Source organism: Fulvivirga lutimaris (assembly GCF_009711525.1).
Classification (GTDB): Bacteria; Bacteroidota; Bacteroidia; order Cytophagales; family Cyclobacteriaceae; genus Fulvivirga; species Fulvivirga lutimaris.
Genome location: NZ_SMLV01000364.1, coordinates 1 through 14,925, shown reverse-complemented (window position 1 = coordinate 14,925; position 14,925 = coordinate 1). Strand labels below are relative to the sequence as shown.

16 protein-coding genes are annotated in these 14,925 nt (G+C 38.9%); 8 read left to right on the top strand and 8 right to left on the bottom strand.

What is annotated here, in order from left to right; all coding sequences use genetic code 11:
- A partial coding sequence (locus E1140_RS21675) for a T9SS type A sorting domain-containing protein (RefSeq protein WP_221412672.1) occupies positions 1 to 786 on the top strand: 786 nt, incomplete at its 5' end.
- A 66-nt stretch (positions 787 to 852) separates the two neighbouring features.
- Here E1140_RS21675 and msrA read toward each other — a convergent pair.
- The 3 genes from msrA to E1140_RS09710 all read right to left on the bottom strand — a co-directional run bounded on the left by msrA (position 853) and on the right by E1140_RS09710 (position 4,919).
- A complete protein-coding gene (gene msrA, locus E1140_RS09720; RefSeq protein ID WP_155182469.1) occupies positions 853 to 1,380 on the bottom strand; it encodes a peptide-methionine (S)-S-oxide reductase MsrA in 528 nt (175 codons plus the stop codon).
- A 75-nt stretch (positions 1,381 to 1,455) separates the two neighbouring features.
- Positions 1,456 to 3,765 carry a 7TM diverse intracellular signaling domain-containing protein gene (locus E1140_RS09715; RefSeq protein WP_185153513.1) on the bottom strand — a complete coding sequence of 770 codons (2,310 nt, stop codon included), beginning with the start codon at positions 3,763 to 3,765 and terminating at the stop codon, positions 1,456 to 1,458.
- A gap of 50 nt (positions 3,766 to 3,815) precedes the next feature.
- Positions 3,816 to 4,919, bottom strand: coding sequence for a 6-phosphofructokinase (locus tag E1140_RS09710; protein ID WP_155182463.1), 1,104 nt, complete (start codon positions 4,917 to 4,919; stop codon positions 3,816 to 3,818).
- A gap of 65 nt (positions 4,920 to 4,984) precedes the next feature.
- On the opposite strand from E1140_RS09710, the gene E1140_RS09705 reads away from it, so the two are divergent.
- From E1140_RS09705 to E1140_RS09695, 3 genes are read left to right on the top strand one after another with little or no spacing between them, the layout of a single operon-like run.
- The gene (locus tag E1140_RS09705; protein WP_155182458.1) at positions 4,985 to 5,842 is read left to right on the top strand and encodes a TPM domain-containing protein; all 858 of its coding nucleotides are present in this window, start codon (positions 4,985 to 4,987) and stop codon (positions 5,840 to 5,842) included.
- A 16-nt stretch (positions 5,843 to 5,858) separates the two neighbouring features.
- The gene (locus E1140_RS09700; protein WP_155182455.1) at positions 5,859 to 6,506 is read left to right on the top strand and encodes a TPM domain-containing protein; all 648 of its coding nucleotides are present in this window, start codon (positions 5,859 to 5,861) and stop codon (positions 6,504 to 6,506) included.
- The gene (locus E1140_RS09695; protein WP_155182452.1) at positions 6,503 to 7,546 is read left to right on the top strand and encodes a saccharopine dehydrogenase family protein; all 1,044 of its coding nucleotides are present in this window, start codon (positions 6,503 to 6,505) and stop codon (positions 7,544 to 7,546) included. The genes E1140_RS09700 and E1140_RS09695 overlap by 4 nt, the downstream gene beginning before the upstream one ends.
- On the opposite strand, the gene E1140_RS09690 is transcribed toward E1140_RS09695, so the two are convergent.
- Positions 7,543 to 7,938 carry an acyl-CoA thioesterase gene (locus E1140_RS09690; RefSeq protein WP_155182449.1) on the bottom strand — a complete coding sequence of 132 codons (396 nt, stop codon included), beginning with the start codon at positions 7,936 to 7,938 and terminating at the stop codon, positions 7,543 to 7,545. The two genes, E1140_RS09695 and E1140_RS09690, sit on opposite strands and share 4 nt — an antisense overlap.
- Before the next feature lie 66 nt (positions 7,939 to 8,004).
- Between E1140_RS09690 and E1140_RS09685 the strand changes: the two genes are divergently transcribed.
- The gene (locus tag E1140_RS09685) at positions 8,005 to 8,586 is read left to right on the top strand and encodes a DUF3592 domain-containing protein (protein WP_155182446.1); all 582 of its coding nucleotides are present in this window, start codon (positions 8,005 to 8,007) and stop codon (positions 8,584 to 8,586) included.
- 146 nt (positions 8,587 to 8,732) lie between these two features.
- Entirely contained in the window at positions 8,733 to 11,363 is a 2,631-nt protein-coding gene (locus E1140_RS09680; RefSeq protein WP_155182443.1) for a DUF5916 domain-containing protein, read from the top strand.
- Here E1140_RS09680 and E1140_RS09675 read toward each other — a convergent pair.
- Positions 11,360 to 12,025 carry a uracil-DNA glycosylase family protein gene (locus E1140_RS09675; protein ID WP_155182440.1) on the bottom strand — a complete coding sequence of 222 codons (666 nt, stop codon included), beginning with the start codon at positions 12,023 to 12,025 and terminating at the stop codon, positions 11,360 to 11,362. The genes E1140_RS09680 and E1140_RS09675 overlap by 4 nt on opposite strands.
- 164 nt (positions 12,026 to 12,189) lie before the next feature.
- Here E1140_RS09675 and E1140_RS09670 point away from each other — a divergent pair, with 164 nt between their 5' ends.
- Positions 12,190 to 12,420: a hypothetical protein gene (locus E1140_RS09670; RefSeq protein WP_155182437.1), complete on the top strand. Its 231-nt coding sequence runs from the start codon at positions 12,190 to 12,192 to the stop codon at positions 12,418 to 12,420.
- A gap of 2 nt (positions 12,421 to 12,422) precedes the next feature.
- On the opposite strand, the gene gldB is transcribed toward E1140_RS09670, so the two are convergent.
- Positions 12,423 to 13,445, bottom strand: coding sequence for a gliding motility lipoprotein GldB (gene gldB / locus E1140_RS09665; protein ID WP_246202774.1), 1,023 nt, complete (start codon positions 13,443 to 13,445; stop codon positions 12,423 to 12,425).
- Between the two features lie 77 nt (positions 13,446 to 13,522).
- Between gldB and E1140_RS09660 the strand changes: the two genes are divergently transcribed.
- Positions 13,523 to 14,161 carry a porin family protein gene (locus E1140_RS09660; protein WP_155182431.1) on the top strand — a complete coding sequence of 213 codons (639 nt, stop codon included), beginning with the start codon at positions 13,523 to 13,525 and terminating at the stop codon, positions 14,159 to 14,161.
- Between the two features lie 7 nt (positions 14,162 to 14,168).
- Here the strand turns inward: E1140_RS09660 and E1140_RS09655 are convergent, their stop codons facing one another.
- The gene (locus E1140_RS09655) at positions 14,169 to 14,477 is read right to left on the bottom strand and encodes a hypothetical protein (protein ID WP_155182428.1); all 309 of its coding nucleotides are present in this window, start codon (positions 14,475 to 14,477) and stop codon (positions 14,169 to 14,171) included.
- Between the two features lie 190 nt (positions 14,478 to 14,667).
- The gene (locus E1140_RS09650) at positions 14,668 to 14,916 is read right to left on the bottom strand and encodes a hypothetical protein (RefSeq protein WP_155182425.1); all 249 of its coding nucleotides are present in this window, start codon (positions 14,914 to 14,916) and stop codon (positions 14,668 to 14,670) included.
- Positions 14,917 to 14,925: the final 9 nt, after the last annotated feature.

The window sequence follows — 14,925 nt, the reverse complement described above, 5'->3', positions numbered from 1 at the left end:
GGAGATAACCCAGATGATGGAGGTGATAATCCAGATGATGGTGGAGATGATCCTGACGATGGAGGAGATAACCCAGATGATGGAGGAGACAATCCAGATGACGGAGGAGACAATCCAGATGATGATTGCTATAACCCGTTCACTTCAGAGATATCATTGGTTGAGGTTAATGGAAGCTGCTACACCTATAAGGCTACAGTAACTTATGATGGTCAACATGTTCACGGCCTTTCGCATATGTCTGTAGCTATAGATTGTGGAACCATTGATGAAGTGTCTAATTCAGAAAATTGGAAAATCGAATATGGTAAAGATCCTACCACTGGTATAGACGGTTTTAAAATTGATGATATCAATGGCTTTGGAGAAGGTCAGATGGAGCAGTATTTCGAATATACATTTACTGTGTGTAGTGACGATGATCAGTGCATAGACAGACTGGCTACTGCTGATTTTGATGTATCCTATAAATATGGACAGTGTGTAAGTTATGAACTGGTAGACGGTGAAGCTGACATGTCAGGCGAAATGACAATGAATGCATATCCAAATCCATTTACCGAAAAGGCCACTTTGGAATTTTATACTCCAGTATCATCAAAATTGAAAGCAGAGTTATACAATAGAAATGGGATAAAGGTTAAAGACCTTTATAACGGCCAGCTCAGAGCTAACGAATCAATTAAACTAAGTATAGATGGCTATAATTTGCCAGCAGATATTTATAGCTATAAAGTGACCACAGATTATGGTGTCAAATATGGAAAAATAGTATTAACCAACTAATTCAATACAGTAGTTAACTAAAGCAATACAGCAAAAAGAGGCACCTGGGATTAACCAGGTGCTTTTTTATTTTAACTTTTCAGCAAACACTTTTTTAACCTTATCAACCTTAGGTTTTACAACAAAGGTGCAATACGGCTGACTTCCATTGTCGTTGTAATAGTTTTGATGAGTTTCTTCAGCCAAATAAAATTCTGACGCAGGACTAATTTCTGTAACTACCGGATTGCCAAAAGCATTCTCTTGATTTAATTTCAATTTGTATTCTGTCGCTTGTTTTTTCTGTTCATCATCGAGATAGAAAATAACGGACCTGTATTGAGTTCCCGTGTCTGCTCCTTGTCTGTTTAGCGTAGTTGGGTCATGAGTTTTCCAAAAGATTTCCAGCATGTCTTTAAAAGAAATTACCTCAGGATCAAAGGTCATTCTTACTACTTCAGCGTGCCCGGTTAGTCCACTGCAAACTTCTCTATAGGTAGGGTTTTTGACCTTTCCACCCATGTAGCCCGACTCTATTTTATCTACACCTTTAATCTGCTGGAATACAGCTTCTATACACCAGAAACAACCAGCACCAAATATGGCCTCTTTCATAACATCTTTACTTTGTTTGAATAACTGAGATGAGGGTTAGAATGTTTCGTTTTCCACGTTCAAAAAGCACGTATGTCAGCTCTTCGACACGCTGCTCATATTAGGGATTTCAATAATAAATTCAGCACCCTTATTTTTCTCTGATTTCAGCTTGATTTTTCCATTGAGCCTATGCACTGTCTCTTTTACAATGTATAAGCCCAGACCTGTTCCCATGGCCTGTTCATTGGCTCTAAAAAACATATCAAAAAGTTTGTCATGATACTTTTTAGCAATACCAGGGCCATAGTCTTTTATATTTAGAATTAGCCGTTCTTTATTGATATCAACAGTTATGTCAAGCGGATTATTTGTTTCTTTAGGACTGCCATACTTTAGGGCATTGCTAATAATATTCCTAATAACCATCCTCAGCCGGGTGTGGTCAGAATATAATTCAGCGGTTGCAGAAATGTTTATGTTCGGTGAAATCTTATCTTTCACCATCGCATACTTTAGATCATCAAAACATCCATCAATCACATTTTTGATATCGATTTTATCTGCAGCTATTTCAATTCTGGCATTCCTGGAATAATCAATAATGTCTTTAATAAATTGATCAAGTCTGGTAATTGAAGTTTCCATCATTTCAAAATACTGCTGTCTGCCTTTATCATCTTTTTCTACCTTGGCAATGTTTATGAGGCCTAGTATCGATGCCAAAGGAGCTTTCAAATCATGACTGGCACTGTAAACAAAGCGGTCTAGCTCCTGATTTACTTTTGTGAGCATTACATTTTGATCTTTTAGAATAGTTTGTGCTTCTATTCTATCAGTAATGTCTGATGTAAATACCGTAACGCCTACTACCTTTTCATTTTGAATTATAGGGAATAAGTTGATCTCAAAAGTCTTTAATCTGCCAGCAACATTAAAATTATCCTCGTAGGTATTGCCATTACCTTCTAAAACAGAATCGTATCTTATTTTCCACTGAGACTTCAAGTTCTCTACAGGAATTTGATCCAGCATGCTAACTCCCAATTTCAGTTCAGTACCGTAAAATGCCTTCCAACTTTCAGCAAACTTGATATTATAATCAATGAGTTGATATTGGTCATCAACAAACCAAATAGAGTTATTATTATTATCAAGAATAGCCCTTAAGTTGCTTTCTTTCTCGCTTAGATAATTTGTTCTTATAGTAACCTGCTCTTCCAACTCCTCATTTTTTTGTGTTATGAGTTCCTGCTTTTCCTGCTCTTTATGAAGTAGTTCCTGGTAAACAGAATAGATACGAACACCCAGACCGAAAGAAAGAATAATGACGCTTAGGCCATAGCCAAAATGTATGGAATATTGAACCAAAAAGCTATAAGGCACCAGGCGGAACATATTGAGAATGAAAAGAATAATAAAAATACCAAAGACTATGTTCGCACCCAGAAAATATCCGGCTTGAGGAGCCTTATTAAGTACGCCTCTTACGCCACCAATAATTACCAGTGTTAACTGTATGAGTCCTGCATAACTTAGAAAGTCGAAAATAATTTGTTCCCTCATCAAAAGTAAGATGAGCCCTGCAAAACCCGTGAAAAGCATAAAGCCTGCAACCGTCCAGTAAAACTTGATGGACCATTTATGAACATCTAAAAATTTGAGCATGAACATGAGGCCTAGCACATGCGTAATGGTGGCCGTAGCAGCTTCCAGATAGCCACTTTTCCAGGTGACTAAAAAATGTAAAAACTCGGGAGTGTATCCATCCGCAGCTCCTGTAAAAATGGCGATAAATAAAACGTACAAACCATAGTACCCAAATACCGTCAATCGAGTGGTTACAAGCATTAAAATATTGTAGATCAACAAAATAATCATTGATCCATAAAAGAAACCTAAGTATGCCCTCTGCCTATAATAGGTATTATAAAAGTCGCTTTGATTGATAATTTGACAAGCCAGAGTCATCTTATTTTCGGAGTACATCTTAAAATAGATCTCCATCTCTATCTCGGGATGCACTACTACTTGAAAACAGTTCTTATTTCCTTTTATCTGCTTTTCACTTTGATTAGATGATGTGCCTGACAGAAAATGTTCAATGCTTCCATTTTTATCAATAAACATTTCCAGACCATAAATTGAGGGGTCTGTGAAGTTGAAAACAAAGGTTTTGGAATAGGTTAATGTGCTTTTAAGTTTAAGTTTAAGCCAAATAACATCCTGGGTAAGGCCATAGCGCTGGGCTCCCTCTTCCAGATTTTTGAAATTGGAAGATGGCAAGCTCCTAATTTTTTCAATGGTGGCTTCGCCTGTTTCGTCTCTATACTCTGATAGATAATGGTTAATATATAGGGCATTAGCATCATCATCAATGATGAGCTCTGACTGTGCAAATGCCATGTTGCAGCTTATTGCAACTAATATACTATAGACAATACCTTTCATTAAATCTAATCACCAAATGAAATACCTATGGCCTTAGCGGCCTTCACCATATAGTTATCTGTTTTTATATAATTGTAATCACTAATGGCATCTTTAAGGCTAACACTAGTTATATTATTATTTCTATAAGACGCCATACGGCCATATTCTTTATTCAAAACCATTTCAAACGCTTTTACACCAAATAAAGTGGCCAATATTCTGTCAAAAGCGATAGGTGTGCCACCTCTTTGTGTATGACCTAATACCGTTTCCCTAATATCTGCTTTGCAGCCGGCAGCTTTCAGTTGTGCTGATAATGCAAAGGCCACTCCGCGCAACCGTTGATTTTCATAACCTACTTCATCACTTATTACAGTGGTCACACTGCCATCCTTAGGTTTTGCTCCCTCTGCTACAACAATATTAACAAAGCCCTTTCCTTTTTTGTATCTGCTGTTGATATGATCCACCACTTTCTTAATGTCGTAAGGAATTTCAGGAATGAGGCAGACCTCTGCTCCGCCCGCCATGGCGGTATGTAAGGCAATCCACCCAGCATCACGACCCATTACTTCCATAATCATAACTCTATGGTGACTTTCAGCTGTTGTCACCAATTTGTCAAAGCTATCTGTGGCTATTTGTACCGCTGTTCTGAAACCGAAGGTGAAGTCAGTAGAAGACACGTCATTATCAATAGTTTTAGGAACGCCTACTATGTTCAGCCCTTTTTCAAAGAGCTTTTGTGAGATACGCTGCGAGCCATCACCACCAATGTTGATTACAGCCTCAATACCTATCGACTTTATTTTTTCAATCAACTCATCAGACCTGTCAGAGGTGGTCCATGAGCCGTCAGGTTGCTCAACAGCAAAATCCAAAGGATTACCTTTGTTGGTGGTTTTTAAAATCGTTCCACCTTTAACATGGATACCTGCAGTGGTTTTATTGTTTAATTTCATCAACTGCATCGGCTCTTTTAAAACCCCATTAAAAGCTTCTATGCTACCAATTACTGACCAGCCCTTCTCTGTTTTGGCACGTTTAACTATACCTCTAATCACCGCATTCAGACCTGGGCAGTCACCACCGCCTGTCAGTACAAGTACTTTCTTTTTTGTCACCATATATCTTTAGTAATGTACTCTTCAATTTAACTATTATTTGGTAAGTTTAACATATCATCAGGCCTATGTTATTTTTAAAAAGACATTTTACTTTACTCTTACTTTTACTGTTATCCACTAATGTCATTAGTCAGGATGTGCAGGAAATCCCGAAATTATGGGCTAGAGTTACGGATTTAACAAATACTCTTACCACTTCTGAGAAGTCTAGAATTGAAAGTGAGCTCGAAAATTTAGAACAAACTAAGGGCAGCCAAATAGCTGTTTTGATTGTGCCTACAACAGAACCTGAGCCTATTGAAGATTACTCCATACGTGTGGCTGAAGCCTGGAAGATCGGTAGAGAAGGAGTAGATGATGGTGTTATTCTGTTGATAGCTAAAAATGATAGAAAACTTAGAATAGAGGTGGGTTATGGGCTAGAAGGTGCAGTAACTGATGCTAAGTCCAGACAAATAATTGAAGAATATATTACTCCAGCATTTAAGCAAGGAGATTTTGGTGGAGGTATTAGCGATGGTGTGCATGCTATTGCCCAGCTCATAGCAGGTGAAGAGCTTCCTGAACCAAATTACAGTGCTAATGATACTAATGGTGAAGGTTTGAATGGGTGGTTCATTTTCATATTTTTTCTGGCACTTATAGTATCATCTGTGACTAAAAAGAAGTTGGGTAATGGAAAGAGTAAAGGCATAGGTTCATTGGTGGCATTTGTAGGAGGGCTTATACTCTTTGGTCTAATAGGCGGAATAGGTTTGACCTTCTTTTATCTGATTTTCTCATCAATAGGAGGTGGCCGAGGTGGCGGTGGATATTATGGAGGCGGCTTCGGTGGTGGCAGCAGTGGTAGTAGTTTTGGTGGAGGCGGTTTCAGTGGTGGAGGCGGAAGCTTTGGCGGAGGTGGGGCCTCAGGTAGCTGGTAATTTTATAGGTTAGCATATGGCAATATTTGAATTTACCGAAAGTGATAAAGCATTAATTAAGAATGCTGTTAGTGAGGCTGAAAAAGCCACATCAGGTGAGATTGTTCCTTATTTTGTTAATTCTAGTGATAATTATGAGGAGACAAACCTAAGAGTGGCCCTTTATTTTGCCCTTATTGCATTGGGCCTTGCGGGAGTTCTTTCTTACTCCTGGAGCTTACCATTTGTTATTACACCCTTGGAAGTAGTTGTCTTTACCATTACCCTGAGTGCTATAGGATATTTGATATCAAGGTTTGTTGATCCGATGAGAAAATGGCTCACCCCATCAGAAACTATGATGGAAAGAGTTCAACAACGAGCTTTAACTGCTTTTTTATCCGAAGAAATTTTTCATACTGAAAATAGGACAGGTATAATCATACTTGTAAGTCATTTTGAGCATATGGTTGAGGTGCTGGGTGATAGTGGCATCAATGCCAAGGTTGATCAAAAAGACTGGCAGCATGTTGTGGATGTTATCCTTAATGGCATAAAAGCTGGAAAACCAGCCGAAGGTATTGCTGAAGGTGTAAAGAAATGTGGCGAACTGCTTGTGGCAGCGGGTGTGGACAAACCTGCTGGCAACCCAAATGAACTTTCTGACGATATACGACTAGGTTGAAGAAAATCCTTATTTACGGAGCCAATGGTTACACTGGAAGACTAGTTCTTGAAGAGGCCTTTTCAAAGAAATTATCGATAACCATAGCGGGAAGAAATGGAGATGAAATCCTCGAACTTTCGGAGCAATATAATGTAGCCTATGAGGTTTTTTCTCTTGAGGAGAGTGAAAAAATGCTTCGGATACTCAAAGAACATGATGTGGTTATTCATTGTGCGGGGCCATTTATGTATACCGCCATGCCCATGGTAAAGGCCTGTTTGGAGGCACAAACGCATTATCTTGATATTACCGGTGAGTATCAAATCTTTGAACAAATTCATGATCTCGATGAAGAAGCTAAATCAGCGAATATAATGTTAATGCCTGGGGCAGGTTTTGATGTAGTTCCTTCAGATTGCCTTGCGGCAAAATTGAAAGAGCAAATGCCAGATGCTGAGGAATTGAAATTGGCTTTCACGAGTGTTGGTGGTGGCTTATCCAGAGGAACATCCAAAACAATGGTTGAAGGCTCACACGAGGGCCAAAAATATAGAAAGGGAGGGAAACTTGAGACAAAGTCATTGGGTACCTCTTTCCGAGAGATTGACTTTGGTGCTATGAAGCAGCTATCAGTTGGTATTTCCTGGGGTGATATAGCCACAGCTTACTTTAGTACTGGCATTCCTAATATTGAAGTTTTTACGGGGAGTTCTGCAAAGCAGATCATCCAGCTAAAATGGATGGGCAGGCTTAGCTTTTTGCTAAAAATGCGCTGGGTCAAGAATATACTCAAAAAGCAGGTTGACAAAAAAAGACCTGGCCCGTCAGCTGAAAAAAGAGGAGCAGGAAAGATGTATTTATGGGGGCAAGCCTCCAATGGCGAAGCAACCGCAGAAAACAGACTAACTACACCAAATGGCTATACTTTAACAGCCAAAACGGCAGTGCTTATTGCATCAAAAATTATTAATGATGATTATAAGGCTGGCTATCAAACACCGGCTATGGCCTATGGATCTGGTTTGATTTTGGAAGTTGAAGGAACAGCGTTCGGTTAATTCTCATCAGCAAACCTATCTTTCACATAGGTAATTTCAGTTTTGCCGTGCTTCATGGGTTGACCTTGCTCATCTAGTGCTACGAATACAATCTTATCAACAGCAAGGATCGTTTTTCTTGTCAGCTTGTTTCTCACCACACACTTAAGGGTAATGGAAGAGTTGCCAAAGTGAATGGCTTCCATTCCCATTTCAATAATATCTCCCTGCTTGGCGGAGCTTACAAAATTGATCTCAGAAATGTATTTGGTAACACAGCGTTGCGTGTCTAGCTGGATGATAGCATAGATAGCGGCTTCTTCATCTATCCATTTTAACAAGCTGCCACCAAATAGGGTAGCATTAGGATTCAGGTCTTCGGGTTTTACCCATTTGCGTGTGTGGAAATTCATGACCTTAATTTAGTTTAAACTGATTTCAATTCCAGTAATCTGCCTAATTCATTAACTTGAGTTACAATGGCTGTTACCGAAAAACAAAAGCAGGAGGTTCGTCAACTACTCATTGAAGGCCGCAAGATAGAGGCCATCAAATACATTCGTCAACATTTCAACCTTGATTTAAGACAATCAAAAACATTGGTTGAACATGTTGAAGCTGATATAGAACCATGGGAGTTTAAAAAGGCCTCCAGATCGGCACCTACTAAACCGCTGAAAGCTGGCTGTGCTGGTAAAAGTATCGCTTTGATTTTTGGCTCCATAGGCATGATCATGTTGAGCATAGCTTTTTATATTTTTTATACGGATGCGCAACAAATAGATAGAAGTGAGCTTGTCATTGGAACAGTGGTAAGCAATCCATCGCAGCCCACCATAGAATATCAGTTTAATGGTGAGACTTATAATTATTATTCTACGGTCCAGTCAAATCCTCCAAGCTATGACATGGGTGAAGAAGTAGAAGTGTATGTAGATACTGAGAATCCAAACAATGCAATAATCAACACCATTACTGAAAGATGGTTTTCCATCATTATCCTTGGAATAATAGGAGCCGTTTTTTCAGGAGTAGCATTCTTGACCAATCGTCTGATTTAGTCTCTTAACTCCCAATTTGCTGGCAATATCATCAGCTATTACTGATATCTGATTAATTACCGTCCATAAATAAGAACGTGCTGTTTGTCGAATATCTGTAACCATAGCCATACGATTCAGTAACTACTAGGGTAACAATCGAATGCATGGGGCGGAAACTCACAATATTAATCTCACTATTTTCATTTATAACTGCTTTTGGGCAGACTGAAGAAATAAATAGAAAACTTTACACGACCACGATGATCCAAGGTGAAGCTCCTCGGATAGATGGTCTGTTGAATGATGAAATTTGGGAAACCGTAGAATGGGGTGGAGGTGACTTTACACAGAGACAACCCAATGATGGCGGCCCTCCCACTGAGCAGACCAAATTCAAGGTGCTTTACGATGATAAGAATATTTATGTAGCCATAAGAGCCTATGATGCCGACCCTGCCAATATTGTAAAAAGGCTATCCAGAAGAGATGGTTTTGAGGGTGATAGGGTTACGGTGATGTTTGACAGCTATAATGATAAGAGAACTGCATTTTCATTCACAGCTACCTCTGCTGGAGTAAAAGGTGAAGAGTATGTATCAAATAATGGTGATAACTGGGATGACAAATGGGATCCTATTTGGTATCTCATGACCACCATTGATCAGGAAGGATGGGTGGCAGAAATGAGAATTCCATTAAGTCAACTCAGATTTTCAGATCAGAAGGAGCACACCTGGGGCTTTCAGGTAATGCGTTATTATTTTAGGAATGATGAGCGCTCTAATTGGCAGCACATACCACAAAATGCCAATGGGTTTGTACACAGGTTTGGTGAGATCAATGGCATAAATGGCATCAAACCTCAAAAGCAACTTGAAATACAACCTTATATAGTAGCTCAAACGGAAACCTATGAGAAGGAAGAGGGCAACCCATATGCTACTGGCAAAGGCTCAGATGTTAATGTTGGTCTTGATGCAAAAATTGGTATCACAAGCGATATCACATTAGACCTTACCGTTAATCCTGATTTTGGACAGGTGGAGGCCGATCCTTCTCAGGTTAATTTATCGGCATTTCAATTGTTTTTTCCAGAGCAGCGCCCATTTTTTATTGAGGGTAGCAACGTTCTGACTTTTCCCACAGGAGGTAGAGGTTTTGACAACTTATTTTATTCCAGAAGGATAGGAAGGCGCCCGCAGGGCAGTGTTGATACCGACCCTGATGGAGATGATGGTGTGAATGAATATGTGAATAGCCCTAATAACACAAGGATATTGGGCTCAATGAAATTGACTGGTAAGAATAAGAATGGCTTTTCATGGGGAGTGCTGGAGTCTGTAACAAAAGAGGAGTCTGCAGAAATTGATAGTCTTGGATTCAAAGGAGAACAGGTTGTTGAACCTATGACCAATTACCTTGTTGGTCGTGTGCAGCAGGAGATCAATGAAGGTGAAACCATTGTAGGAGGTATGGTAACAGCAACGAATAGAGGAGATCTCAAGGGCTTGGATGGCTTGACAAAAGAGGCCTATTCGGCAGGTATGGATTTTACGCAGTTCTGGAAAGAGCGTAAGTACTATGTTAGCGGAAAATTTTTGGCTAGCCAGGTAAAGGGAGGATCAGCGTCCATCTTAAACCTTCAGGAGTCATCGGCAAGATTTTATCAACGCACTGATAATAGTTATAGAAAGGTGGACACCACGCGTACGGAACTAAGCGGCACCTCAGGGTCTATGACTTTTGGAAAGGCCAGTGGTAATTTTGTTTATGAAGTGGGTTCATCATGGAGCTCTCCTGGACTTGAGTTAAATGACATTGGCTTTTTAAACCAGACTGATCAGGTAGCACAATGGGTATGGGGGCAGTATCGTAAGCTTGAGCCTTTTGGAATATTTCGATCAGCGAGATCCAATATAAATATCTATCAGAATCAGGACTTTGGGGGCGACTTAAGAAGGCGCGAGATCAATTGGAACGGACATTTACAGTTTAAAAACTTCTGGCGAATGAGCAGCGGAGCTCAAGCTACACTATATCAGGCTTCAAACGCAGATCTAAGAGGAGGACCATCAATCATATATCCAAAAAGTTATAGTTATTGGGTTTGGGCATCTTCAGATGATAGAAAAAAAGTAGTGGTTGAATTAAACCCATGGTGGGGTTGGGGTGAAGATGGCTATTCCAAAAGCTCTGGCTGGTGGTGGTCATTAAGACTAAGGCCTTCTAATGCATTAAATGTCAGGTTTGTGGGTATGGTAAACTCCCGAGATAATGAAATGCAGTATGTAAATACAGTAGATAGCAATGGGCAACCACGGTATATCATAGGCAATATTCATCAGCGTACTTACAATTTGTCCATGAGGGTAACCTATGTGCTTACGCCTAATTTGTCCATCCAGTACTGGGGACAGCCATTTGCTGCATCAGGTGAGTATTCCAACCTTAAGAGGGTAACCAATTCAACCCATGATGAGTATCAGCATAGATTTAATGCCATATCAACGACTCTTAACGAGACAGATAACATACTTGCTGTAGATGAAAATAATGATGGTACTACCGATTATACCATTGACAATCCTGATTTTAACTTTACACAGTTTCAATCAAACATGGTGATGCGGTGGGAGTATAAGCCGGGGTCTACCTTGTTTTTGGTATGGACACAGAATATTTCTGAAAACCCAACGGTAGACAGGCATTCTTTTGATCATCTGGCCAACGCGCTTTTCGACAAGAAACCTAGAAATATCTTCTTGCTAAAATATACTTACAGATTTGTGCTCTAAGAACTGAGTTTCGAGATATACAAATCGATGAATTCCTGAATTCTTTTGAGTCGATATTGCATCACCCAGCGGGGGTGCGGTAGTGGCTCTATACTTTCAAAAAAGTGATGCTTGGCATTGAGCTTTTTGAGATAGGCAATATTTTTTCCCATGCCCAAACTATAAGCAATGGGGCGGGCACCAAATTGGAGTTGCTTTTTCATCTCGTTAACGATATAAGGCTCCAGTGCCTCCTCCAAGTCTTTGATGTCATAGTAGTTAAGGTTCTTGCCATCCATAACAAATCCCAATGGTGATACGGAGGTGAAATAATTATTAGCGTAAAACTTTTCTGGGCCACCAGCCGCAGCTATCATTTGGTAAATAAAATTGGAAGATAGCTCTTGCTTGGGGTCAAATGAATTGTCAATATCCAGCTCACTTTTCAAGCGAATTGGGTCCGTAAATGGTATGCCGGTGGTTCCACTGCCTAACCTGCCTGGGTTAATCCCAATTAAGAAAGTGCGCCTGTTCGTGTCATTAAAGTATTTGTGGTTATAAATTCTGACAGCTTCCATTACATTTTCTTCCTTGAAAGGGAAAAGTGTCTCCACCTTTTGGGGAAGTTTTGGTGGTGGATTTAGCTGTTCATAAAATTCAATAACCTTTTCTCCGAATGTCATCGTATAATTTATTGTTTTGTGCAGCCGCAGTGTTAATTAACTTTATAACGTCATTGCGGAAATTTTCTTTTTAAATTTTATAAAAAGGAAAATTATCCGCAATCTCTAGGGGTACACTTTAAAATAGACAATAATTATTTAACTAATACAATTCAAAAGTGCAGATGGACAGTATGAATATGCTAATTGTTTTTGTGGTAGCCGTGCTAATACTTCAGGTGGCTATGTTTTTCATGATCAGAGCAAAAAAGAAAAAGGAGCGTGAGAACAGTGTGATAGAGAAATACAATATCAAATCAGCCGGAGATGCCTTTAAACTAATGAACGACAATTCTATACCCGAGGAGGATAGGCTAAAAATTGAGCAGCTTTATAATGGGGAGCAGCAAATCTGAATTTAAAATAACCCACCCTTATCGGGCTTAAACTTTGAGTTTTTAAAGATAAGCTGAGGGTCTTCAATCATCATCATGTCCTGAAAATCAGTATCAGGATGCTCTTCCATATATTTATTTACGATCTGCCAACCGAGCCACTGACCTAATCTGCCAGGCGCTTTTTCCCCTATTTCAAAAGTTTTAGGTCTGTCCTCAATGTATTTTTTCTTTACCATGTGATTGGTTTCAAATAGCAGTTCATTCTCTACAAAATGTGTCCATATAATGTCAACATTTGCTCTTGATCCCTCAATCTCCTCGCGGGTATACCATATTATAGTGCTATCAGGCACACATGGTATCATTCTTTTGGTAAAATAAAATGCTTTACCATAAGCCATCATATCGCTCAGTATGGTTTTGTCTTTAACATTGGTAGCATTATAATTAGGAGAAATACCGTTTAGCAGCATGATTGAAGGTACTATGTATTCGGGTGCATAGCGTTTTAATATATAGTTATACATGCCTATAGGCCTGAATTTTGCCCCCTCGCCAAGGTAATAATCAAGACCAATAACCACTAAAGTATCTGATACATAAAGATCAAAATCAAAACCAGTGGCCACGGTTTTAACCTTTGGGATAGTTACATCAGGATAATAATGTTTTAAATGACTGTATGCAGTGTTCAGCTCAGCGTTAAGTTCAGACAAATCTCCAAACACCCGGTCAATCTCCATTTCAAGAGTGTCGATATGTGGATTGCTGAATTTGCTCATCAGTCCGTCAAGCATTAATGAGTCGTTAGGGTATGTGCCTTTATTAAGGAAATAAGTGGTGATGATAGGGTTGGCAATTAAAAAAGCACGGAGTGAATCTCTATTATCTATGTTTAATAGTTTGCTCTCAAGCCTTTCGATTTTAATGTCAACAGGATTATCTATCTCTGGCTGAAATACGCACTCATTATATTCGTTATCTCCACATGAAGACAATAAAACGGCAACCACAAAAACACAACCCAAAAATGCTTTTTTCATCATCAAACTATTCCCTTATTTTGTCTTAATATTGATTGTTGTTAAAACTTCGCTAAGTAACCAAAAATTATGCTCTTATGAGAAAAAATCTTCTTCTTATCCTTTTATTGTCCATGTCATTTTCGGCTTTTTCTCAGTTTAAAATTGGTTTTCAGTTTTCACCGATACTATCGTCAAACCGAATAGATTTTACATCAGATGATTATGATTTAGAGACTGATGGTACTGGCCTTAAGATCTCTACGGGTCCGTTTGTAGACATACAGCTTACTGATAACTACTATGTTAATGTTGGTGTATTTTATGCTTCAAAAAGAGTTGGTATTGAACAAAGGGATAAGGTAAACACCGGCAATCCTCCAACCAAAGAGGAGTATAACCTTCAGTACGTTCAAATTCCGGTTTCAATGAAATTATATACCAATGAAGTGTCATTGGATAAGCGCATTTATTTCCAATTTGGTGCTGCGCTGGAGTTTAATGTAGAAGAGAAATTAAAAGATAATGTAATTGTGGAAGACTTTAGGTTATTTGACACTTCACTGCTTGCCGGCCTTGGTATGGAATACCAAATAGGCACATCCACCATGGTATTTGGTGGGATATCCTATCACCGCGGGCTCGTGAATATAATTAGTGAATCCGTTGATGGACTTGGAGGTGATTTAGCCATGAAAAACGACTATATCGCCCTGGACTTGGGGATTAAGTTTTAAACGTGAATTAAGTCTCTGGCGCATTGGTCAAATCCTCCATGAATGACTCGATTTGATTCTCTGACTTACTTAGTTCGTGATTAAAGACAATTGTATTAAGTACTATTATTCCGATTGGGATAAGGTAGCTAAATGACCCCAAAGACAACTCAAATAATACCACGAAGATAAATGTTGGCAATCCAATGTAATTAAATACGAAATAGATGGAGGGATTAAAGCGTACTTTGAATTCATTAGTTTCTTTGTTTCCTACACCAGAAATCTTAATAAAAGAACGTCTATAACCAAGCCATTTATTTATAAGAAGAGACACGACAAAACGGTTATTTTTTTTGTCTGTTTTTCCTATCCATTTTTTATCAGAACTGCTTTCTTGAAGGATTAATCTTGGGGATAATATTTCCGATTTGTGAGAGCTTAACTCCATATATATAATAGGATCTCTCTTAAAATCAGAAAGTTTATAACATAGCGTTAAAATTGCCATATAGCAATTAAAGGAATCAAGCAGACTTCCTATTGGTCATATCTACTATCTGTCTTCTTGCAAAAGAAGGGTCATAGTTATTATAAAAACCAGAAAGTATTCTGTGCGCAATGTGAGAATAGATCAATTCCTGATCACTTTTACCTTCCTTGCCTTGCCAAAACACTCTCCTCGGGTGCTTCTTCATGTCTTCAATATACTCCACGGCATGCTCATACTGCTCAGGAGTAAATGTTAATTTAAATGTCGTTTCTACAGTCTCCATAACTAACTA

What these genes read in the sequence shown, in the direction of transcription:
- E1140_RS09670 (WP_155182437.1), top strand. Translation starts at nt 12,190, where the DNA reads ATGGACAGTATGAATATGCTAATTGTTTTTGTGGTAGCCGTGCTAATA.
- E1140_RS09680 (WP_155182443.1), top strand. Translation starts at nt 8,733, where the DNA reads ATGGGGCGGAAACTCACAATATTAATCTCACTATTTTCATTTATAACT.
- E1140_RS09700 (WP_155182455.1), top strand. Translation starts at nt 5,859, where the DNA reads ATGGCAATATTTGAATTTACCGAAAGTGATAAAGCATTAATTAAGAAT.
- E1140_RS09675 (WP_155182440.1), bottom strand. Translation starts at nt 12,025, where the DNA reads ATGACATTCGGAGAAAAGGTTATTGAATTTTATGAACAGCTAAATCCA.
- E1140_RS09650 (WP_155182425.1), bottom strand. Translation starts at nt 14,916, where the DNA reads ATGGAGACTGTAGAAACGACATTTAAATTAACATTTACTCCTGAGCAG.
- E1140_RS09715 (WP_185153513.1), bottom strand. Translation starts at nt 3,765, where the DNA reads ATGGCATTTGCACAGTCAGAGCTCATCATTGATGATGATGCTAATGCC.
- E1140_RS09710 (WP_155182463.1), bottom strand. Translation starts at nt 4,919, where the DNA reads ATGGTGACAAAAAAGAAAGTACTTGTACTGACAGGCGGTGGTGACTGC.
- gldB (WP_246202774.1), bottom strand. Translation starts at nt 13,445, where the DNA reads ATGAAAAAAGCATTTTTGGGTTGTGTTTTTGTGGTTGCCGTTTTATTG.
- E1140_RS09705 (WP_155182458.1), top strand. Translation starts at nt 4,985, where the DNA reads ATGTTATTTTTAAAAAGACATTTTACTTTACTCTTACTTTTACTGTTA.
- msrA (WP_155182469.1), bottom strand. Translation starts at nt 1,380, where the DNA reads ATGAAAGAGGCCATATTTGGTGCTGGTTGTTTCTGGTGTATAGAAGCT.
- E1140_RS09660 (WP_155182431.1), top strand. Translation starts at nt 13,523, where the DNA reads ATGAGAAAAAATCTTCTTCTTATCCTTTTATTGTCCATGTCATTTTCG.
- E1140_RS09690 (WP_155182449.1), bottom strand. Translation starts at nt 7,938, where the DNA reads ATGAATTTCCACACACGCAAATGGGTAAAACCCGAAGACCTGAATCCT.
- E1140_RS09685 (WP_155182446.1), top strand. Translation starts at nt 8,005, where the DNA reads ATGGCTGTTACCGAAAAACAAAAGCAGGAGGTTCGTCAACTACTCATT.